This is a genomic window from Cytophagales bacterium, assembly GCA_033344775.1.
Taxonomy (GTDB): Bacteria; Bacteroidota; Bacteroidia; order Cytophagales; family Cyclobacteriaceae; genus JAWPMT01.
Genome location: JAWPMT010000005.1, coordinates 1,047,769 through 1,071,697, shown reverse-complemented (window position 1 = coordinate 1,071,697; position 23,929 = coordinate 1,047,769). Strand labels below are relative to the sequence as shown.

The window sequence follows — 23,929 nt, the reverse complement described above, 5'->3', positions numbered from 1 at the left end:
CTTGAAACGAGTGAAAAAAGTATCATCAGCTATGGAATACAAAACATACCCTCTGTCTACACAGCAAGAAGGTGTTTGGTTTCATGATTTGCAAGCCGAAGATCACTCTCGATGGACAAGAACCACTGTGTGGGAAATTGGTGGTGATTTAGATTATGATGTATTCAAAAGGGCACTTAAGTCCATTATAAGTGAGCATCTAATATACAAAACCGTCTTTATTCTGGAAGATGATAGCGTTAAACAATCCATTCAAGATGAGTTTGACTTTGATTCGTATTTTGCCCTGTCTGACATAAGTGCTCAACAAGAAGATTATGCTGATACGATAAAGCAAATCAGCACAAATCTCAATGCCACGGAATTCCAACTGGAGCGCTTACCTCTCATTAAGTTTGTCCTGGTCAAAATTGATGATAAAAAGCACCTGCTGTTTTCTTGCAAGCATCATATCATTTCTGATGCTACGTCTAATCAGGTGCTTAAAAAAAGAATAGTAGACAAATATCATTCACTTCTGAATGGACGTGCGGCAGAGGAGGATAATCAAAGTGTCCAGTATCATGATTATGCCTTATGGCAAAAAGAGTTTAAAAACTCCCCAAGATACGATGAGTTAAGGCTCTGGTGGAAGTCAAAAATTCAGGGTAGTTCCTTCTTCCTTGAATTACCTGCCATGGCTTTTGAAAATGATTTGTCTGAAAAAGCCAACTATCAAGAGATCGTTATCAGTTCTGAGCTGACGGAAAAAATAAGAAATCACTGTTTGCGAAAAAGAGTGATATTTTCCGCTCCATTCCTTACCTCACTTTATCTGCTGTTGCATGGTTATACAGCTCACACAGAGTTGATGGTGGGTACAGTAGTCAATGGGCGAGATGCAAATAAATCTCAATTCAAAAAAGGCCTGGGGCTGTTTGCCAATACCTTGCCACTGAAATCTACCATCGACCGCAATCAGAGTCTAAAGCAATATATCAAAAAGGTCAACGATGACTTTATCGAGGCATATTCAAGGAGAGCGTATCTATATGAAGATCTCATAAGGGATTGTGGGTATAATAACAGCGGTGATATATTGAATCCTCTTTTTAATGTTACTTTCAATTTAATAAAAGACCCTGGGACGGGTAGGAATGACGAGCATGTAAGTGGAATTCGGATTGATCCATTTAAGAATAACTTCTTTGATAAGAAGAGTAGGGCAACCCATGCTGCGCTTTCATTGACTGTGATCGATAGCATTACTGATATAAAAATTCGATTTATATGTGATGAAGCACAATTGAGTAGGGAGTACCTAAATGGTCTGTCAGCGAGTTACCTGGATATACTTTCTCAAGTCATAGAAAATGAAGAGATTTCGCTCAGCGAGGTGTCGCATATTTCAAAAACCGAGAGAGAAAAAATCCTGAATGAATTTAACAAGACAGATTTTTCCAACCCTTTGCCCCAGTGCCGTTCGATTTTAGATCTAATTGAAAATGCAACGGCTACGTATCCGGATAAAATCGCACTGAAGGAAGGAACAAGAACAATTACTTACCGTGAGCTTGGCAGGCTAAGTAATAATGTTGCTTTCAATTTGTTAGATGGAGGATTGAAGAAGGGTGCGATATGTGCACTCTTATCTGACCCTTCGATAGAGACAATAATTGGTATTTTGGGCATACTGAAAGCGGGTGGTACCTATTTGGCAATTGATCCTGAACTGCCCATGGAAAGAATCAAATACATTCTTTCTAATTGTAACACTGCTTTGGTACTTGGCAGTACACATATTGATAGGAAAAATGTTCCGGTTCCAGTCAGTGAATTGGAACAACTTATCAACAAAACACCGAATTCAGGTGAGCGGTTAATTGATATTTCACCGGACGATCAAATATATGTAATATATACTTCAGGAACTACGGGGAAACCTAAAGGGACAAAGATTTCTCATGGCAACATGCTCAACTATATTACATGGGTCAATGATGATTATGAAGTCTCAAGTAAGGACAAGTTTGTTACTACAACGTCTTTTGCATTTGATGCTGCCTACATTAGTATTTTTCCGTCTCTGACAACTGGCGCAGAGCTACATTTACCAAAAAAGGAGCAGGTTTTGAATGCGGAAATTATGAATGAATACATTCATAATGAGGAAATAACAGTCATTCCGACGACCCCTTCTATTTTAAGCGTAATTGTTGATTCACCGTATTTTTCTTCTTCGAAATTCAAGTCCATGAGGGTAGTAATGGCAGGAGGAGAAAAGGTAAAAACCAGTACGATAAGGGTTATTTTGGATCAACTACCACATGTTAAAGTCTTTAATGCGTATGGTCCTACGGAAGTAACAATTGCTTCAACATCTCATCTGGTTACTCCCGATAATTTGGATGCATTCATTGAAACGCCTGTAATTGGAAGACCCTTATATAATACGCAGATACATATACTAGACAAGTATCAAAGAATCACTCCTATAGGGGTACCTGGAGAATTGTGTATTGCTGGAAAAAGCGTTGGTCAGGGATACGTGAACAATGAAGCGTTGACCAACGAAAAATTTGTAGATGATCCGTTTGCCGGGTATGGCAAAATGTACAAAACGGGGGACATTGCCAGATGGCTACCTAATGGTACAATAGATTTTATTGGAAGAAATGACGAACAGGTAAAAATAAAAGGGTTCAGAATTGAAAAAGGCGAAATAGAATCAGCTATTAGCTCCATTAACGGTGTGTATGGTGTTTTTGTCAATGTATTTAAACCCAATCAGGAAGATGTCATTTTATGTGCCTATTTCACAGCGGCCCAAAAAATTGAAATTGATGCAATGCAGGTGCAATTGGAAGCAAAGTTGCCCTACTATATGTTACCAGCATTTATTTATCAGCTGGATCAATTCCCCACAACGAATAACGGAAAAATTGATGTAGGCCGATTACCAGCTCCTGATTCACGTGAACTGCAGTTAGAAAGTGTTGTTTTACCGCAAACTGAATACGAGCATGTTTTATTCAAAATTTGGATGGAGCTTTTCTCGCTGGATCAATTGTCAATTCTTGATAACTTCTTCCTCATCGGGGGCAATTCGGTTAAGGCGGTAAAGCTTATTGGAGAACTTGAGCATACCTACAACCTTCGGCTAGACCTCAAAAAAATATTCTCTTCTCCGACCATTAAGAGTTTGGCGAGGTATCTTGAGAAGATTGAGGAGCAGGATAAAAAAGTCATTCCAAGGGTTCAGAATAAAAGATTTGAACTTTCCTCGGCTCAAAAGAGAATTTACTTTGCTCATCAGCTTAACCCAGGTGGCTTAAAATATCACGCACCACATGCGGTTAGAATAAAGGGAAATCTCGATATCGCAAAGCTTGAGAATGCCTTCATCAATGTTATCCGGAATAATGGAATTTTGAGAACCACCTTTCATGAGGCTGATGGAGAGATTTGGCAGCAGATTGAAGAAGAGTTTGACTTTAAAATTGAGTTGATTGATAATGCTGGTAAAACAGTTCAAAGTCTCTCACGCTTGATTCAAAACCTGCCATTAAATCAAGCCCCGCTCTGCAGGATATTCTTGATTCGGGAATCAAGCACTGACCATATATTGGTGATGAACATGCACCATATTATTTCGGATGCCACCTCTAATGAATTACTGCTAAAAGGGGTGTTTAAAGCATATGATGGTTTACCTCTTGAGAACAGTGAGGGTCATCAATTCTTCGATTATGTAAACTGGCTAAAGATAAGTGCTAAAAGAAATCTTGAAGTACAGAAAAAATACTGGATCAACGTATTTGATGGGTTTTCTGATGAAAGCAGAATACCGTATGACAAAACACCAAACGATGGAGATATAGAGGCACAAGGCCGCATTACATTTTCTATTGAAGATGACAAGTTCAATCAGCTAAGACAGCTTAGCGGAGGAATAAACACATCAATGCATGCCGTCCTTTTTGCCATTTATAAAGTGGTTTTATCTGAATTTATTGGTGACGAAGATGTTGTCGTTGGCATTCCGGTAGATAACAGGCCTCAGCCTGAATTTCGTGAAACTTTGGGGCTGTTTATCAATACATTGGCCATTCGTAGCCAGCCGAAGAAGCACATCAATTTTTTGGATTACGTTTTGGAGTTGAATGATATCACCATTTCAGGACACACCAATCAGGATTATCCGTTCGACGAATTGGTAAACGAATTAGGAATAAAAAGGCATGTTCATAGAAACCCGATATTCGATACACTATTCAATTATAAAGAGACAGATCAAATTAGTGGTGTAAAAAACTATCACCCGGAACTTCAATTTATTCCCCTTCGCTTGTCAAAAGATCAGTCAAACTTTGACCTCCGGGCATATCTTTTAGGATGGGACGACAAAATAGATGTTTCATTCACCTTTGATCTTAAGTTATTAAGAGAAAAGACAATTCTGTACCTGGCTGATCAATATCAGTTAATGTTGGATGAAGTTTTGTCGAATCCTCATAGAAAGATTTCAGCGTTTAGCTTATTCCAATTTAATCTCAATGAAGGGCAATTAATTGAACAGCCATCTGAGCCCATCAGTAGTAAGAACCGTCTTGATTACAAAGATTCCGACAAAACCATTCTAGACTACTTCGATGAAATAGTAACTGCTTATGGACAAAAGGCTGCTGTTCGAGACAGAGATAGATCAATCTCTTATGATGAGCTTAATGAGCTGTCTCATGTTATTGCAAACCAAATAATTCAAAGTCCTAACAGTGATAAAGCAGGCGGACAGCCGGTTGTATTGCTATTAGACAAGGGGATTGAACTTGTTGCAGCCATACTCGGCGTATTGCGGTCAAATAACTTTTATGTCATTTTGGATATCAATTATCCGCTGGATAGGCTTGAGACACTTGCACAAGCATCCGGGGCAAAATTGATTTTGACCCATGCTGATGCTCAAAGTCAAGCCGATGAGATTCAAAGTCGTTTGGGTAACATCCAGGTATTGAACCTTGATTCAAAGGAATTGGCGACCAATAAAGAGAATGTCTTTACAACGGATCTGACTTACAATAATGACGAAATTGCTTATGCCCTGTATACTTCGGGATCTACTGGTAAACCGAAGTGTGTTGCCCAATCAGCAAGAAACCTCTTATATCACGTATGCCAATACTCAGAAGCACTCGGGATCAATGCAAATGATCGAATGGCCTGGCTTGCCAATCCGGCCCATGATGCTTCGGTCGTTGATATATTTAGTGGTCTCTTGAATGGTGCCACTTTATGCAGCTATCAGATAGGTTTACAAAGTGGCGAAGCCATGGACTTGTCGGAATGGTTGAATGAGGAAAAAATCACAATTTATCATTCTGTACCTACAGTCTTTGGAATGCTGATGCAGTCTACTCCCAAACATGTCATATTTCCTTCTGTGAAATATGTGGTTTTAGGGGGAGAGCAAGTATTCTCTTCCATGGTAGTGAATCATCAATCACATTTCCCCGAGGAAACACGATTGGTGAATTTGTACGGCGCTTCTGAAGCCTCCATCGTAAGTCTGAACATACAGTCCTTTAATGAGTTAGAGGAATTTGGCAACATTCCGATTGGTTATCCACCCGCTGACATGCAGCTTAGTTTTGGGAAGGATAATAAGGACATCAAGGTTTATGGAAAATATGAATTGACCCTCAAAAGTTTTTACCTGGCAGAATATGTCGATGACCTGGTCAAAGAGAAAAGTTCGGTTGTTGATCGCTTGCGACAAGAGAGACAATTTGAAACAGGAGATATTGTCAGGATAGTAGAAGATGACACGCTCCAGTTTGAAGGGCGGGTAGATGACTTGTACAAGATTAAGGGAAATAGGGTCAACCTTTTCGAAATTGAACAAACGATGGCACAATACCCCAGGGTCAAAAATGTTGCCGCCAGCGTTCATGACCCAAGCATGCCAAAAGAAACGCTAAACCTTTATTTTACATCGGACGAGGAATTATCCGTTGCTGAATTGGAAAGTTTCTTATGGCAGAAACTACCTGAATATATGATGCCATCGGGGATCATGCAATTGGAGGAAATTCCACAGACAAATTCAGGAAAAGTAAATCGTAGGTTATTACCTAAAATACAAAAAGGAGTCACTACGTTGACCCGACCTACGAGTGATTTACAGAAAAAAATTGCGCAGCAATGGTCAGATTTATTAAATATTGAGCGGGACGAGCTTTATTGTGAGAGTAATTTCTTTGCCTTAGGTGGGCATTCACTGAAGTTGGTGCATTTGTTATCAGCTTTCAATAAAGCATTTGATTTACGCCTGAGTTTAAAAGATTTCTATAAACAGCCTACGATTGCATTTCTGGAAAGTTTTGTGATCAAAGGTGAAGACCAACATCCAGGTCAGTCAGAAAAATTACCTGAAATTAAACCAGATGCAGGTAGAAAAATTTATCATGCCTCTTCCAATCAAAAGCGTCTTTTTGCACTGCACAGGCTCAATGTTGAGAGTACTACTTACAACATGTTTTCATGCTACTTCTTTCATGGAGAAGTAGATTCAGATAAATTAATGGAGTCTGTCAGACGACTGGTGGAGCGGCATGAGTCTTTGAGAACCTATTTCGTTTTGGATGGAGAGGAGCTGGTTCAAAAGATAATGGACACTCCTGAGCATTGTGTTGACTTCTATGAAACAGAAGAGGACCACTTAGAAGACACAATTGAAAAATTCAAAAGACCCTTTGACCTGACCCAGGGTCCTTTGTTTAGGTTTCAACTCCATCGCCTGAACCCTGAGAAGCATTGCTTTCTCATGGACATACACCACATTATTTCAGATGGTTTTTCAAATGGAATATTAATTGATGAATTAAACAAAATCTATAACGGTCAGGAATTAGAACAACTAGAGGTAGCGTTTAAGGATTATACCACCTGGGAACAAGATTTATTTAAAAGCGACGGGTTAGTTAAGCAAAAGCAATATTGGCAAGAAGTATTCTCTGGTGAAATTCCCGTTTTGGAGTTTCCAATGGACTTTACACGTTCTGCTCAGCAAAACCTTGAAGGAGATATCGTTTCTTTCGAGCTGTCTGCAGAAATATCAGCGTCACTCAAAGAGATATGCAGAAGTAGCGAGGTGACTGTATATACTTTGCTTTTGAGTCTCTACAAAGTTTTGCTTTCAAAATATACCGGGCAAGAGGATCTAATTGTTGGCACTGTGAATGCGGGGAGAGTTCAAGCCGAAACTCAAAGAATAGTAGGGATGTTTGCCAATACCCTTGCGTTGAGAAGTCAGCCCGTAGGTGACAAGCCTTTCTTGACCTATCTGAAAGAAGTTAGTGATGTTTGTATTTCTTCATTTGACAATCAAATATACCCTTTTGAACGCATCGTAGATGACCTGGGTATCAATCAGGAGGTTAGTAGAAATCCACTATTTGATACGCTATTTATCCTTCAAAATCTTGATAGCCTTACTTTAGAATTTGATCAGTATACCCTGGAAAGGAAGAAGCGAAAAGGAGTTTCGCCGAAATTTGACTTTGAAGTAGTGGTACATGAGAGAGAGCAGAAGTTTCTCTTTAATATTTTTTACAGGAAGAGTCTCTTCAAACCTCAGACCATGAAAAGGTTTGCCTCTTGCTTTGAGAATTTGATCCATAACGTAGCGCTTAATTCCAAAGCTGAGATTAAGGACCTTTCGATAGTTGATAAGAAAGAAGCTAAACGGATTGCCTCCTTCAGTCAGACCTCTTCATTCAATATTGATGGTCAAAAGAGCATCTCTGACATCATAGAATTACACGCTGTAAAAAATCCGGATGGCATTGCGGTAAGCACCCATGGTAAAAGTATTACTTACAGAGAATTGTCTGTCTTATCCGGGAAGGTAGCCAATTACTTATCGGGCCGGGGAGTTGGCCATAGCGATATAGTTGCGCTTTCTATTGGACGCTCGCCTGAATTGATCGTATCCATGGTTGGCGTTTTGAAGCTCAGAGCAGGCTTTCTTTCCTTGAGCAGGTCCCTACCAGAGCAAAGGATTCAATACTTATTGAATGACAGCAAGCCTAAGTGTATACTGACCGATGATGTGAATTTGTTTGAGGTGCAAGGTGTTGAAACCAACCATTACCAGGAGGCGGTCAAGTACGATGAACCTTTTGCTCTGTCGGAAGAATTCGATAATGCCGAGACGCTGGCCTATCTTATCTATACTTCTGGTACTACCGGTAATCCGAAGGGGGTACAGATTTCGCACCGGTCGTTGATTAATACTGTAACGTCAATGAACAACGCATATTCTGATCAATTCAATTCTTCAGACGTATGCCTATGCATTGCAAATGTTTCTTTTGATGCCTACGTATTAGAGGTTTTTACTGCTCTTTTAAATGGTGCTGAATTATTTATTACTTCAGACACAGATGAGTTCACACCTTCAACTATCGCGAAGGTGATTGCTAGCTATGGAATCACGTGGAGTTGTATTCCTCCCTCCCTTTTGGAGGGTGTATGTGAACAGGTCAGCTCGCAAGAGACGAAGACCAGTTTGAACAAGATTATTATGGGTGCTGAATCGGTAAGTGCCCGAACATTGCATCATATCTATCAAACCTTCCCCGGTATAACAGTGATCAACGCCTATGGTCCGGCGGAAGCTACAGTTTTTTCGACTTCTTGCAGGTGTAACGACTATGATTTCCACGAAGGTCAACTACCGGTTGGCAGGCCGATCTTGAATACACAGATTTATATTCTGGATAAATACCGGAAACCTGTCCCTATAGGTATGGCGGGAGAACTATACATTGGAGGTACAGGACTATCCTTAGGTTATCTGAACGCAAGCGATGGGGAGAATGCCAAGTTTATGCCTTCTCCTTTTGATCTGACGGAAAGGATCTATAGAACTGGTGACAAAGCAAAATGGTTAGAAAACGGTCATGTTCAGTTTCTAGGACGGGCTGATAGTCAATTGAAGATCAGAGGGTACCGCATTGAGCCAGGTGAAGTCGAAAAGGCGCTTACCCAGCATACGGAAATCAAACAGGCGGTAGTAATAGGGCTTAAAGTTGAGCAAATTCTGATTGCTTATTACACATCACCGGAAGAGCTCCCTAATGGTGAACTTCGTAAATATCTCATGGCCTCATTACCTGAGTACATGATACCTTCTATTTTCATTCATCTCGATGAAATACCGCTCACCACACATGGGAAAGTCGATGTAAAAACCCTCTCTCAACCAGATATCGAAGCATATCTTAACGGGGACAATTACGAGCAACCCACAACAGAGACTGAGGTAATTCTGGTAACGGTATTCCAGGAGTTTTTCAATCTCAAGGGCATAGGCCTCAACCATGATTTTTTTGAACTTGGGGGCAATTCATTGAAGGCCATGTCGCTGGTAGCAAGAATTGAAAATCAGTTTCAGGTAAGTCTTTCACTAATAGACTTTATGAGTAACCCCAAGATTAAGCATCTGGCAGAACTCATAGATTCAGGACAGCTAAATGAACCAAAAGTAAGGGTTGTTAATAGACCATTCTTTGGTCTATCCCGGTCCAAAGAAATATACTACGATTACTATGAACCCCTTAACGCGAAAAAGAATGTGGCAGTAATCATTTGCCAATCTATTGGGAATGAGAGTATTGTAGCGAAGTTTACGGTTTCGAAGTTGGCTGAGAAGATATCAGAACATGCGTATCCAACGATATATTTTGACTTTGCAGGCACTGGTAATTCAGAAGGTGAGCTATCAGACTTTGTTGTCGACGATTGGGTTTGTAACATTGAAACAGCAGTAAACGAAATCAAGACGAAGTGCAATCCCGACAAAATTGTCCTGCTAGGATTACGATTTGGAGGGCTCTTGTCAATGATGCATATCCGACGCCTCGAACGGGTAGATAAATTGATTCTATGGGAGCCAGTAGAAGATGGTTCAGGTTTCATTGAAGAAGCGAGAGCCAATCACAAAAAGTGGTTTAATGGTGGGTTCGCATTTCAGAAAAGAGTGCAAAAAGGTGGTGAGGAGTTCAAAGATTCTTACTTTCCCAATACACTTATCAAAGAAATTGAGCGTCTGCACATAGACAATGCCTTAACGAGGGATGATGTGAAAATTTACCAGCTCGGAGGTGAAAATCTTGTCCTTCAAACGGATCAAGACAACTTAACTTATCAGAAAAGCAGAAATAATCGTTTTTGGGAGAGAAAAAGCGACGAGGGTGCCAAAAGATTAATTCCCGAAGAAGACTTTTCTTCTATTATTAAATGGATTTCTTCTATCTAATCGTAAAGAAATGCAGACAACTATAGTTCCAATTGATAAATATCACAGCAATGGGATACTGACCACCCCGGAAGCATTTAGTCCGGAAAAGCCAATTGTACTGTTCATAAACGCGGGGATTATCGATGCCACAGGCCCGAACAGATTATATGTTAATCTATCTCGCGGATTTGCCCAATGTGGATATGCCTCATTTAGGTTCAATTTTTTTAACAGTGGCTATTATGAATTGGACAAAAATCTGGATTATGATCAAAGTATAGTAGCTGAGATTGCGCATGTGGTATCGATAATTGAGAAGCAAACGGGGGGCAAGAAAATCATCTTATTGGGGCTATGTTCTGGAGGTACCACGGCGTTTAGGGCAGCACTAAGTGATAGTCGAATCGTAGGAATCATACCTATTAATGCAAATGTGTTCGACCCTGGTCTTCCAAAAGGTATAATCAAAAGAGCCAAAGAAAATAGGCAGATTTTATTTAACGAAAAGAAAATATTAAGTGAGCAGCAGTGGCTCAGGTTGATTTCTGGTAAGTCAGACGTTTACAAAAAGCTATTTAAGCAAACAAAACGAAATCAATCTAGTAATACCAATCACCAGGAGGTGCAGAAAAACAGCGACAAATTGATTGAGGTGATGAAGCTAAAACAGTGTTTTCTCATTTTCTGTGAAGGGGATCTGTTCTATGAGACTTTTCGAATAGCCTCACATGAAGAGCTTTCTCAATTAAAATCTGATGGCGAGATTAACTACTCTTTTCAGGTTTTTAAAGGTGTGGACCATACGTTCACACCAAGGTGGTCCCAGGCAGAATTGAGTGATCATATATGTGAATTTCTTTTGAAGAGGTTCTAAAATTTTTCACAAAAACTTCAAAAGAAAAACTACCAGAAAGAAACCGCTTGTCGGGCTTATAATAGATAAGTGAAAAAGTTTTATTCTATTTTATCGGTTGCCCTCGAAGTTTAATAATTTTAATAAAAAGAAGCACGCATGGTTATTTTAAAAAATTACCTAATGACATTCTTGAGGCAAATCAAGAAAAATCAACTAACTACATTTCTAAATGTAGCTGGTTTATTAATAGGGTTAACCTCAAGCCTGTTTTTGCTATATTATTCTTTTTATGAAAGGAGCTTTGACCGTTTTCACAAAGACAAATCTCAGGTATATAGAGTCATCGCTGACAACTATAAAAATGGCGCGCTTACATTGTCGGTAGCATGCTCACCAGCACCGATAGGGCCGGCTATTCAGGACGAAATTCCAGAAGTAATCAACTATTCAAATATAGGCAAGATCGTCCAGGCAACGATCAGACATGAAGACAAGGTCATATTTGATGATAATATGATTTATTCTGACGCTTCTTTGTTTGAGCTTTTTTCATTCGAGTTTTTGAACGGATCAGATACATCGGCCCTGGGGAAACCGAACACCATATTTCTTTCGGAATCTATGTCGAAAAGAATCTTTGGTGATGAAGACCCTATGAACAAGGTAATTGTTGTTTCCGATAAATTCTCTTCAAATAAAAATTATGAAGTAAAAGGAATTTTTTACGATTTACCAGGAAATACGTATTTCAACTTTAGTGCGGTAGCAAGTTTTGAGAATCAGCTTGATCAAATGCGCCTTAGGAATAATTGGTGGCCACATTTCACGCATACATATGTCAAAGTAAATGAGACTGCTGTTAAAAGTGAGGTAGAGAGAAAAATAAATGATACTGCTCTAAAGTACTTGTCAGCTACCTTCGAAAAAAGAAACATGGTTTATAAGTATTCTCTTCAGCCAATTGAAGACATGTACTTGTACTCTGATCTACTGTATGAATTCGGTAAAAATGGAGACGGTGATACCGTACGAAACATGTTTGGGGTCGTGATTCTGATCCTGATTATCACATTTATCAATTTTCTCAATATCCAGGCATCACAAATATTAGGCAGAGTCAAAGAAGTAGTAGTAAGAAAATCACTGGGAGCAAATAGATCATTGCTTGCCAGGCAGATTATATTCGAGAATACGATGATTGTTTTACCGATCGTCGCATTTTCAGTTCTATTGTTTCTTCTTTTAAGAGCCCCAATAAACAATGTATTGGGTTCCGAAATTTACTTTACAGCGGAGTTTTTTATTGCAGCATTCCTTATTGTCCTAGTTTTTTCCATTTTCCCAGCTTTATTTCTTACTGGGATTGTACAGTCGATCAAGCCTGCTCTTTTTCTGAAAGGACGAGGAAATATGGTGAATGAAAGGAAAATTAAACCACTCAAAAATATATTTCTCGTCTTTCAGTTTGCAGCCACATTTTACCTTTTGATCTATGCGATCTCTGTTAATCAGCAAATTACCTACTCCTCTGAAAGGGATCTTGGTATAGATATTGAAAATACCCTGGTCATTAATAAACCCCCACAAACTTCTCGTTCAGATTCATCGTTCAATCGACGCTACAACACATTTTTCGATAAATTGAAAAGCCAACCAGGTATTAGTCATTTGGCCTATTCTTCTCGATTACCCGGTGAAGATATACCTAACCGTCGTAGGTACAGAAAAAGTGGAGAAGATGAAAGTAAACAACAATATCTGTCTACTTTGGATATAGATCAAAATTATATTTTCAATTACAACCACAAGGTTATTGCCGGAGAGGTTTTACCGAATCTGAACCTGGCAACTTCAAAAAAAATAGTACTGAATGAAAGAGGAGTTGAACTTCTAAACTTTGCGAGCCCGGAAGCAGCAGTGGGTCGTCGTTTGCTGGTAAAAAATGATGAAATAGAGATAATCGCTGTTATTGAGAACTATCATCAACAGTCTGTCAAAGTAGATTTCATACCAACCGCCTTTATGCTTTCAAAAACACCTCAGCAGAATCTTTCTTTTAAGTATAATGAAGCAGATTTTGAATATTTAGTGGGAGAAATAGCGTCTATTTGGAACAGACTGTTACCTAATTTCCCGTTTGAATATAGGGTGTTATCGGACCAATATGCTTTGCAGTATTCCAACGAATTTTTACTCAAATACTTAATTTTCTCACTTTCTATCATATTCATCGTAATGACTTTCCTTGGCATTTCTGGAATATTATTTACAGATATGATAAATCGAAGAAATGAAATTGGTTTAAGGAAAATATTGGGGTCCACACTTAGCTTATTGATTCTGGCCTATGTTAGAAGATATTTGAAATTGGTGCTAGCGTCTATTTTAATTGCGATACCTGGGTCTTATTTTTTTGTTAGAAATTGGCTGGAAACATATGCATTTAGAATTGACTTCCCCTGGATTTTGATGTACATACCTACTTTCTTTTTATTGGCTATGGTAGTAATCGTGGTGAGCCTTTATGTAAACAAAGTTTCCAATACCAACCCTGAAAAAGCTGTCAGAGCTTAATCTTTAATCAATACCCTTTAGTTAAGACTCGTCTGCGCGACTCGGTCTGACGCGACCCGGTTTTCGCGACCCGGTCACTGCGAAGGAATTGATCGGACCGCCTGGTCGGTCAACACCGAAGCAGCAGTCTGTTCTACATCTGCGCTTCGAAAAGACATTTGAGATTGCCACTCGGCGGTCCGATCGCCAACTCGCAATGACGATGTATTTCTCTTAACTAAATGGCATTGAATCTTTAATCAAATATTGTCTATTACTTAACCTACACACATGAATAGGAATGTAGCATTGTGTCTATGCCTCATTATGCTAATCTCCTGTGCTAAAGACGACTCTGTTCTTTTCACAGATGATTTTGAAGCAGGAATTGAAAACTGGGAAGTAACCAGTCCTCATAAAGTCAGAATTGTTGATTCTGGAGATCCGGAATACAAGAATGTATTGGAATTTCATCCCAACGGAGCCGGAGCATTTGCATTGATTGAAGGTTCGGAAAAATGGGAAAATTATAGTCTAGAAGCTGATTTCATGTTTCCCGTCAATCATCATGTATACTTGGGATTCATATACAACTATGTTCAAAATTTGTATCGAGCAGATTTTGGGAGTGTTTATGTTTTTGGCACCTATAGCCAGCCAATTGATTCTTTGTTGCCGGCCTATCGTAGTTACCTAACCAATCAAGAACCTATTGAACCAAGTAAGCAGGGCAATGTCATCTGGGCAAATCCTCATAGGGACTTTAAGGCAAGTCGTTCTTTATATCCCGACTTTTATTCTTACATAAGGGAAGGTGATGTCGTAAGGTCCGGCGAATGGCACCGATTAAAGGCAATCGTTTCAGGTTCAGTATGTCAACTTTTTGTTGATGATATGGAGACCCCCAAAATGACCTTTGACGCCTTTGAGTATTCTTCCGGAAAGGCTGGGTTCAAGCCGAGATATAGCGGTAGCCAATTTTGGTTGGATAATGTAGTAGTGAATAGAGATGTGCCGCTAAAACCGCAGCTTGGGTTCAAGTCGGACATCCAATCAAATCGAGAATTATGCATTAACAAATGGAGTTACCTCGGACCTTTTCATCATGACATGGATTCGATGGTACTAAATTCATCAGCGCAAAACGACTGGAAGCAGATTGATACCGATAACAGAGGGTGCGTCGTAGCTGATCGAATTACCGAATTCAAGGGTGGTAAAAGACTTGCCTATTTTCAAACAGACATTGACGCTGACGAACCGAAGGAGGCTAATTTATTGATTCACTCTGTGATTGGACTAAACATTTGGCTCAATGGTGAAGAAGTTGGTTCCATCAGGTCAAAGAGGACAGGCGTGTTTTTATATCCAGATTTTATCACTAATCCATCCAGGGAACGAGATACACTTAAAATTAATTTAGAACAAGGCAAAAATAGTCTTATCATAAGAGCTAACGGAGGAAGATATTCTGGAGATGGCTTTTATGTGGCTTTAGATGATTCTGAAATTTAATGACCATGAAAATCAATAGTAGAATTACCATTTATTTTTTGTTTATCACTTTTATCGTGTATTCAGGTTTTAAGAATGGAGGAAATAGCAGCGACTTATTTAACGAGGATTTCGAGACAGGTTTGTCTAAGTGGAAGATCACAAATAAGACAAAAATTCAAGTGGTGGAATCTGGCGATGATCAGAGAGGTAAGGTCCTTGCATTGTATCCTGCAGAAGCTAGCGTTTACGCTATTATTGATAATTCGAATAAGTGGAATCGATATTCTGTAGAAGGATATGTCAAATTTCCTGAAAACCATCATCACTATATGGGCCTTATTTATAACTACCAAGAATCCTCACATAGAGCAGATTTTGGTTCAGTTCATTTGTTTGGGCCTTATGGTGGAGAAAAGGAAGAGCATTTAGAGGTTAGAAATAAATATTTAAAGACCAGGATACCGGATTATGAACCAGGAAATAGAGTTCGCGCAAACCCTCACTTTGATGGTAACGCTACTCAAAAATTATATCCGGAATTTTGGGCGAATGTACCCGCCGATGATATTGTAAAGGTTGGAGAGTGGAGGAAATTTAAGGCTGAAGTCTACGATTCTGTTTGCCATTTTTATGTTGGAAATATGGAAAGGCCACAGCTTACTTTTGAGCATTTCTTTCAATCAACAGGGTCTTTGGGCTTTAAGCCGCGAGATACCGGATCTCCATGTTGGATAGACGATATTTCTGTTAAGCGCATTTCTCAATTGAGTTATCAAGGAGATCCAATTCCAAATACCCAATATCCAGACAAGGACCGTATGATCTCTTCCTGGAAAATGTGGGGACCTTTTATTCACAAACAGGAAGGTATTGTGCTTGATGACTCACTGTCTCAAAATATAGAATGGAAAACTGTAAATGCAGATGCCAGAGGTTGTGTAAACCTTTCGAAGATGACAGAACGCGTGAGCGGCAAGAAGATCGTCTACGCTTTGAAAACTGTACAAAGCGAAAAAGCCACTAAAGCCACACTTAACATTTCAAATACCAATCCTATTCACGTCTGGGTGAATAAAAAGTACATTGGTAAGCTTAAAGTGTCTGAAATGGCGTGGCACGATTTTCTATCTAATGAAGAAAATTCCGGTCAAAGTATTGAGTTCGATTTACAGGCCGGGGAGAACGAAATCCTGCTAAAGATTGCGGGGGGTCGTTTTGGTGGAGACGGTTTCTATTCGTCACTAAGTATTGATTAGGCAAATTTTGAGAAAGCCAAACCTTTTCGTAGTGGGGATGCCAAGGTCCGGTACCACCTCACTTTACGGATATTTGAAACAGCATCCGGAGATTTACACGTCTGTTTTAAAAGAGCCCAATTTTTTCTGTCATGAATACTTTGATCATCCGTCTGTGGTTGACAATATTCAGTTGTATGAGCAAATTTTCGATCAGGCTGGTGATGCTAAGTATTTTGGAGAAGGGTCGGTTTGGTATTTGTATTTTCGATCGGCTGCCAAAAAACTTAAGGAGTACAACGCTCAATCAAAATCGATTATACTGCTGCGTCACCCTACGGAAATGATCATTTCGTTGCATTCCTTATATCTAAGAACCGGTAATGAAAGTGTGGCAAACCTGGAAGAGGCACTGCAACTGGAGTCTAAGCGAAGAAAAAACGAGTGCCTTCCGGCTTCGTGCTATTTTCCGTCTGGATTAAACTATACCTCGATTGGCTCTTACTATGAAAAATTGGAATTCTACCTTGATCTGTTCCCAAGGGAGAATATTCATGTTGTTCTGTTCGACAACTTGATCAGTGATACGAAAGAGGAACTTAAGAAAATATTCGCTTTTCTGGACGTTCGACAAGATGTTACTATTGAAACAGATCCAAAGAATGTTACAAGAGTGCTGCGAGATAAAGTGATAACTCAGTTGCGTACGGCCCCGAAGGAAATAAGTCAGAAAATGAGATACAAAATGGGGCATCATCATATGGGTAACAAAAAAGGCATTGTCTCAGATGCTGTTAGGGATTATATGGATCATTATTTTATTGATGACCTTCAAAAGACGGAAAAGTTGTTGGGCCTTCCGTCGAAATTATTGTGTCGAAAATCAAGTTAGAACTACGCTGTACTAATGCCTAATCTTATTAATAGCATACTTGATGACCACAAGTCAACCACCCAAATACTGGAACGGGCGGCTAGTCAGGTTTTATTATGTCGGGTGGCATTTAGAAAAAAATACATAGATGATCATCAACAGGAATGTATGTTGCGGGCTTCGGAATTATATTTTAGCGATGACAAGGGGCCTGTTTTGTATTCAATTAGTTCTTTGGTGCTGGCAGAGTTGGATGAGGTTGAAGCCAGGCATGTAGAATCTGGCGTTGTTCCTATTGGTCAGATATTCAACTATGATTTGTCCAAGAGTGACCTATACATTGAAAGGCTAAAAGACAACAGGTTACAGCAGATATTAAACACGCATTCCAACTTATTTTATCATAAGAGATACAAGCTATGGAATGGTAAAAGATACATTGGCTTATTCAAGGAGATATTCAATAAAGAGTCGCTAACCAGATGTTAATATGAATTTGATACACGAATTACAAGGACAGTGGCGTCATAATGATAATTGTATTAAAAATGAGTTTATTACCATCAGATACAGTCAGTTAGGCAACTATTTTGAGGAACTTGATGGGTTAGTTGATTTAAGAGACATTCCTTCTAATGCTTGTTTCCGTCTTTATTTCCAAAATAGCCCGGTAGATGTGCTAGTGCTGATGTACTTACTTTCTAAAAACGTAAATGTTTTTATATCTGGAAAAGAAGAAAGCCCCACGTTTTGCAGTCATTCTATAGCGATTGACCAAAAGAGATTGAAGGAATCGGATTGGTCGCTGAATGATGTCGTTCAACTTAGCGAACTAAATATCAAGGATTATCCACTCAAACAGAACCAATGTGTAATAGTAGAAACTTCAGGAAGTACGGGTTCATCTAAGTTCGTTTTGTTCTCAAAAACGAACTTTTTATACAATTCTAAACATGTACTGAGTCGAATCAATATTTTGAACCAGGATAATGTTTTCATTAGTGTGCCCTGCTATCATATGTACGGTCTGGGGGCGGCATTACTGCCAAGTCTTATCGCTGGTGCTTCCATTCACATGCTGGGAAACTATAACATCATAAAGTATACTGAATATAGTAGAGCTTTTGAGCCGACAATTGTATTTCAGGCACCTTCTATGATTAATATGCTGACTGAACTCTCCGGGGCTGCTCAAAAATATAAATTATCAATCGTTGCAGGAGATAAAACAGACAAGTCTCGATGGGTAGCGTATGAAGAAAAATTTGGTATGTTAATCAACCTCTATGGCAGTACCGAATTGGGAGTCATTGCAACGTCAATTGTAACTGATGAGCCGGCATTGAAGCACGATGGTTACTTAAGTTTTCTTGACACAGTCGAACCTCAATGGAAGCCACTTGATGAAGATAAATTCCTGTTAGAAATAAAACATCCCTACAGCTTTGATACTTACATGGATTCACTAGGCATGCCAATTCAGATTGAGTCCAAATCGCCGAGCAAGGATGGGTGGTTCCCCTCAAATGATGTTTGTGCTCGAAAGGGGTCGAATAGATTTCTTTTGTTGGATAGATATGATAATACCGTAAATAGAAATGGCAAACTGATCTCATTCAATGAAATCGAACGTAAAGTTGAGCATGGAATCGAAGCAGTGCAAAAATCAATAGTCATCGCAGGAGACAGGAACTCAATCAGAGGGAGAGAACTCGTACTTTTTTATCAGATGAAAGATGGAGAAAATGTTGATCTGGATGTGAGAAAGGCTTGTTTCAAATTGATGAATAGAGATTACGTACCCGATGTTGCCATCTGTTTAACCGAATTCCCCAAGTTACCTAATGGAAAAATCAACCGAATGAAGTTGAAGGAAGAACTTTCTAGTCGATGAATAGGTAGGTGACAAATTGGCATTGTAAACAGGTTGATGCGCCGAACCAAAAGAAGTTAAAATGGAAGCTGTCTCGTAAAGAGGCAGCTTTTTTTGTTTTAAACCAATAAAAGTTGTTCTACCCCCGCTCCAACAAAACCACACTCTCTACATGAGATGTTTGTAAGGCATAAAATGGCCCTTCATTGAATGTATGAGCTGATTTTAAAGCTTTAAGGTGTTTGTTTGGACAAAAAACGGACAAGCGCATGTTCGGTTCTCAGTTTTTTCCCAGATAAGTTGGGAAAATGTTGAGAAATCATTCCCAACTTCTAAAAAGTAGCTCAAAAAGATTAGAAACTTCTCATCTATTAGTAAATATGGCTAACCAGAAGTTTATTGGCTTCTGATCAAAACTTGAGGTATTAGTTTTCTTATTAAAAAGACCTTAAAACAGAATAATGCAGTCTCATTCGCCTGATTTCAACACATTAAAGGTTTTAGCTAAATAAAGCGAATTCATATATTCAGTGAGCTTTGTGACTTTTCCATTTTTATCAAAATCGACACGAAAAACATACATGTTGTCATAATCTTTTCCTGAGCCTGACAATTGCATATCCCCCTGTGCTTCAAAGAACACAACACTTCCATCGTTAGAAGGAGTGAATGCCTTGTTTTTATAGCTCATTGTATCTATCAATTTAAAAATTCCCTCAAAGCCAGCCCGTATAGCTTCTTTGCTTGAATAGGCATAGTCCACCCCCTGAGGGTTAAATGGTTGAGCAAATATGGCGTCCTCCGTAAAAAAGCTCATCAAGGTTTCAATATCCTTATTTTCAGTCGCTGCAATCATCAACTTGGCTGCTTTGAGGTTCGGATGATCATCAGATTGAGCATGGCTCACTTTTGCACAGGACGCGGAGAAAATGATTAATGAAACTAATAGAAATCGTCTTACTGTAATGGATTTTTTCATATCTAAAGTGTCTGGGTTAAGGGTTAAGATTTATGGTGTATCAAATATTCGTGCTTTCATTGCAGCAATAAACTCATCATCACCTGCTTCTTTTCTCACTTTTATAGTATGAGGTGCATCTCCTAACAAATACCTCAACTGCTGCTTCCCATCGGTAGCTGCTTCATAGATTCCTTGGGCGATTTCTTCTGGTGTGGCTGGAACCCTATCCGAATTCTTTTGGGCATCCAGAAATTTTTGGACTGGAGGTCCATAATCAGGTAAATCATTAGGCATTGCAAAATCCATGGAACGACCACTGAAATCTGTTGAGACTGCTCCTGGTTCAATTAATTTTACTTGAATACCTAGTTCACCCAATTCGAAGGAAAGTGATTCTGAGAATCCTTCAACTGCCCATTTGCTGCTATGATATAAACTGGTAAAGGGGTAAGTAATAAGTCCCCCTAATGAAGATACATTAATCAACATGCCAGCTCTTTTGGAGCGGAAATATGGGAGAAATGCCCTGGACACCTCCATCAAACCGAATACATTGGTATTGAACTGACGTTGAATTTGCTCCGGAGTAGCGGCCTCAAATGGCCCTACTAAGCCATAGCCAGCATTATTTAGGACAATATCGATCCCTTGATGATCTTTTAAAATGCTCTTAGCGCATTGTTGTATGGATAAAGTATCAGTAACATCAAGTTCGTAAAGCTTAACACCTTCTAACTCAGATAATTCCTTTTCGCTACCAGGTTTTCTCATTGTAGCAGCAACTCTCCATCCATGAGTCACGAAAAGCTTAGCTGCCTCTTTTCCAATACCAGAGCTGGCACCAGTAATTGCTATCGTCTTCATAGGTATGATATTATTTCTTTCAATCATCCCAGTTGGCCAATGCTCTTGCTTCATTCATTAAGTCAAGACTTATTGGTGCGTCTCTTTTTGGACGTATTCCTTGTAGGAATGTAAAAACGTCTTCCGTATATACTTTTTGGGTTTTCAGATTCCCACCTGCTTTGACAAAAACCAATGCACACTCAAGTTTGCTGGGCTCATTCGGCTCCACATTTTCCTGCTTAGCTACCCATTTTTTCATATCCACGATATCTTGAAGTGTAATCTGCCCTTCTGTTTCCAAGCCTTTGGCTAGTTGTTCCAGTTCGGGTAAGTATTTAGAAAATAAGTCGCAATGGGTAACGCCATGCACTTGATCCAATTTGTAAATATTGGGGGCCTCTCCTTTAATTACAGACCATAGACCATTCTGTTGCCAGCCTACTTGAATTGCCACCAATTGTGCCATAGTCCGATCCATACCGAACTTCTCCACATCATTTACAAATGCTTCTCTACTTTCCATCGATGGCTTTGAAATCGCTAGGAAAGGACATTTTATTTGCGCTTCCCCGCTATCACAGTCTGGCACTAGCATGTTTCTTACGTATATGTCTGCGGCTACTAATGCCAGGAAGATCGCTCCGAAAGAAATAGAAGTGATTTTAAACCACTTCCTTTTAATAAGCTTTTTCTTTTGCATAGGTCAATTGAGATTTCTGTATTTTGTGGGTGTCATTCCTGTTTTTAACTTAAAAAGCTTACTGAAATGCTGTGGGTATTCAAACCCAAGATCATAAGCGATCTCGCTTATGGTTTTGGTTGAAAAAGCTAAGGAGGTTTTTGCCTCGCCGATTAGATGATCATATATGTGCTCTTTCGCACTCTTTCCAGTCTCTACTCTTAGAAGATCGCTTAAATACGGGCCTGACATTTGGAGAGCCTCTCCACACTCGGTGAGTGTTGGGATTTTTTTTCTTGTAGACTGATCAGAAAAATGCTCGTTTAGGAAAACTTTGAAGCGTGTAACATGATCTTTATTGAGGTTGCTGCGATTATAAAATTGACGATCGTAAAAGCGATTACTATAATTCAGAATCGTTTCTAAAAGATTCACGATAAGACCTTGAGAATGCTTGTCGGTGTTTTGAAGGATTTCACTTTCTAAACTTTCAACAACTGTATTAATGAACTTTCGCTCTTTCTCGGATACATGTAAGGCCTCATTGATATTGTAGTTGAAGTAGGAAAAATTATTAATCACCCTTCCTAAAGGTGATTTTCGAATCAAATCTGGATGGAACAACAATGTCCAACCGGAGGTCTTAACTGCTTCATTGCCGCGATTGAAGGTGGCCATCTGTCTAGGGCCCATGAAGAGGAGTGTACCTTCTTGATAATCGTAAGTACTTCTTCCATAGAGAAATTCACCGCTCACATCTCCTTTTAATTGAATATAGAACAGATCACTAGTAAACGAAACTTCATTCACCTGAAAGTCTACCGCAGGCCATTCCCGTATGATAGAGATTAAAGGATTTGATGGCTGTCCAAGGTTCAGCTTGTCAAACATCTCTCGAATCGAACTAATATGAATCGATTTAGACATGGAACAAATTTAGAAGTCTAAACATGAGCTCTCACTAAACATATCCCTGAATGAGAATACATTTCGGAGAAATTGAATTGCGACAAGTTATAACTAGTAATTATGCGATTAGAAGGTCACTTCTTTAGCTCCAACAAAACCATACTCTCCACATGACTCGTATGTGGTAATTAAGACGTCTCACAAAACCAGAATAAAATGAGACGGAAGATTATTGCTTCTGGGTTAAACCTTTCTTAAGCTACATTATAGGTTTTTCATCCACTGTATTTTCAAATTTGACCTAAAATGGGAGAAAGATTTGAAAAACAAAAAATCGTGGAGCTACTCAGTGAATACCAGAAATCACTTAATACTTCGGATGCCGATTTGGCTCAAAGTCTTTATACCAAAGAAGGAATATTCATGCCCTCTGGATCTCCAACCGCTTTTGGACCTGAAAGGATTCTGGAATCATATAACTCAATATTCTCCAAAGAGAAAATAACGGTTGATTTAAGTATTGAAGAAATTGAAATTGAAGATCTTTTTGCCTTCGCTTTGGCCAATTCAATGGTAAAAACCATTCTACTACAAACAGGAACAACCTCCATCCTGGCCAAGAGAGCCCTTTTCATTTTTGAAAAGATTGAAGGTGAGTGGCTAATTGCACGGTGTATGTTAAACATGACCGAAATAAATAAAGCGCTATCATTCTGACGAAAAATATACTGCTGTTAGTACCTTAAATTCCTAAATTTAGACATGTCCACAGCACTAATTGAATATTTCAGTAAGTTCATTACACTAACTGAAGAAGAAATATCCTTTATAGAACGAGTCTACAAAGAGAGGAAAGTAGATAAGAGGGAATTTCTTCTCAAAGCAGGTGAGATTTGCAAATACAGTACATTTATTGTCGAAGGTTGCTTTAAGATGTATTGCCATGATAGCGATGCAAAAGAGCACATTGTTCAATTTGGAATAGAGAATTGGTGGATCGGAGATATTCACAGCTTCCAAAAAGAGACACCCTCGAGAGTATACATTAAAGCCCTGGAAAAATCGACCATCCTACAAATCAAAAAGAAAGATCAACTGGAGCTATTTGAAAGATTTCCTCGATTTAATCAAGTATTCAAGACCCTCGCGGAGAATGCGATCGTCAGCCTTCAATATAGAATCATAAGGAACATAAGTTATACAGCGGAAGAAAGGTATCTTAATTTCATCAAGATGTATCCTGATCTCTTCAATAGGGTTTCAAATGTTCAGATCGCCTCATATTTAGGGGTAACACCTGAGTTTCTAAGCACCGTAAGAAAGAACTTAGTTGGCAAATAAATAGCTTCAAGGATTTCTTAAGA

The 23,929-nt window shown here is 39.1% G+C and carries 14 protein-coding genes; 10 read left to right on the top strand and 4 right to left on the bottom strand.

The annotated features are described in order from the left end of the window. Positions 1-31: 31 nt before the first annotated feature. The 8 genes from R8G66_22030 (at position 32) to R8G66_21995 (ending at position 19,191) form a co-directional block, all read left to right on the top strand. Positions 32-10,300 carry an amino acid adenylation domain-containing protein gene (locus R8G66_22030; GenBank protein MDW3195068.1) on the top strand — a complete coding sequence of 3,423 codons (10,269 nt, stop codon included), beginning with the start codon at positions 32-34 and terminating at the stop codon, positions 10,298-10,300. 10 nt (positions 10,301-10,310) lie between these two features. Further along, entirely contained in the window at positions 10,311-11,156 is an 846-nt protein-coding gene (locus tag R8G66_22025) for a hypothetical protein (GenBank protein MDW3195067.1), read from the top strand. A 138-nt stretch (positions 11,157-11,294) separates the two neighbouring features. Further along, entirely contained in the window at positions 11,295-13,712 is a 2,418-nt protein-coding gene (locus tag R8G66_22020; GenBank protein MDW3195066.1) for an FtsX-like permease family protein, read from the top strand. A 270-nt stretch (positions 13,713-13,982) separates the two neighbouring features. Continuing rightward, positions 13,983-15,206, top strand: coding sequence for a hypothetical protein (locus tag R8G66_22015; GenBank protein MDW3195065.1), 1,224 nt, complete (start codon positions 13,983-13,985; stop codon positions 15,204-15,206). Positions 15,207-15,211: 5 nt separating this feature from the next. Beyond that, the gene (locus R8G66_22010; protein ID MDW3195064.1) at positions 15,212-16,444 is read left to right on the top strand and encodes a hypothetical protein; all 1,233 of its coding nucleotides are present in this window, start codon (positions 15,212-15,214) and stop codon (positions 16,442-16,444) included. 7 nt (positions 16,445-16,451) lie between these two features. Further along, complete coding sequence (locus R8G66_22005; protein ID MDW3195063.1) at positions 16,452-17,315, top strand: sulfotransferase; 864 nt, start codon at positions 16,452-16,454, stop codon at positions 17,313-17,315. A gap of 15 nt (positions 17,316-17,330) precedes the next feature. Further along, complete coding sequence (locus R8G66_22000; protein MDW3195062.1) at positions 17,331-17,786, top strand: hypothetical protein; 456 nt, start codon at positions 17,331-17,333, stop codon at positions 17,784-17,786. A 1-nt stretch (position 17,787) separates the two neighbouring features. Continuing rightward, positions 17,788-19,191 (top strand): AMP-binding protein, encoded by a 1,404-nt coding sequence (locus R8G66_21995; protein ID MDW3195061.1) that lies wholly within the window; start codon positions 17,788-17,790, stop codon positions 19,189-19,191. 448 nt (positions 19,192-19,639) lie between these two features. On the opposite strand, the gene R8G66_21990 is transcribed toward R8G66_21995, so the two are convergent. The 4 genes from R8G66_21990 to R8G66_21975 are packed head-to-tail and all read right to left on the bottom strand — an operon-like array spanning position 19,640 to position 22,466. Further along, positions 19,640-20,149, bottom strand: a complete 510-nt coding sequence (locus R8G66_21990; protein ID MDW3195060.1) for a nuclear transport factor 2 family protein — start codon at positions 20,147-20,149, stop codon at positions 19,640-19,642. A 30-nt stretch (positions 20,150-20,179) separates the two neighbouring features. Continuing rightward, the gene (locus tag R8G66_21985; GenBank protein ID MDW3195059.1) at positions 20,180-21,049 is read right to left on the bottom strand and encodes an SDR family oxidoreductase; all 870 of its coding nucleotides are present in this window, start codon (positions 21,047-21,049) and stop codon (positions 20,180-20,182) included. Next, positions 21,015-21,677: a hypothetical protein gene (locus R8G66_21980; GenBank protein MDW3195058.1), complete on the bottom strand. Its 663-nt coding sequence runs from the start codon at positions 21,675-21,677 to the stop codon at positions 21,015-21,017. Before R8G66_21980 ends, R8G66_21985 begins: the two co-directional genes overlap by 35 nt. Before the next feature lie 3 nt (positions 21,678-21,680). After that, positions 21,681-22,466 (bottom strand): AraC family transcriptional regulator, encoded by a 786-nt coding sequence (locus R8G66_21975; GenBank protein ID MDW3195057.1) that lies wholly within the window; start codon positions 22,464-22,466, stop codon positions 21,681-21,683. A gap of 405 nt (positions 22,467-22,871) precedes the next feature. Between R8G66_21975 and R8G66_21970 the strand changes: the two genes are divergently transcribed. Both R8G66_21970 and R8G66_21965 read left to right on the top strand, forming a co-directional pair. After that, positions 22,872-23,282: a nuclear transport factor 2 family protein gene (locus tag R8G66_21970; GenBank protein ID MDW3195056.1), complete on the top strand. Its 411-nt coding sequence runs from the start codon at positions 22,872-22,874 to the stop codon at positions 23,280-23,282. A gap of 45 nt (positions 23,283-23,327) precedes the next feature. Continuing rightward, positions 23,328-23,906 (top strand): Crp/Fnr family transcriptional regulator, encoded by a 579-nt coding sequence (locus tag R8G66_21965; protein MDW3195055.1) that lies wholly within the window; start codon positions 23,328-23,330, stop codon positions 23,904-23,906. Positions 23,907-23,929: the final 23 nt, after the last annotated feature.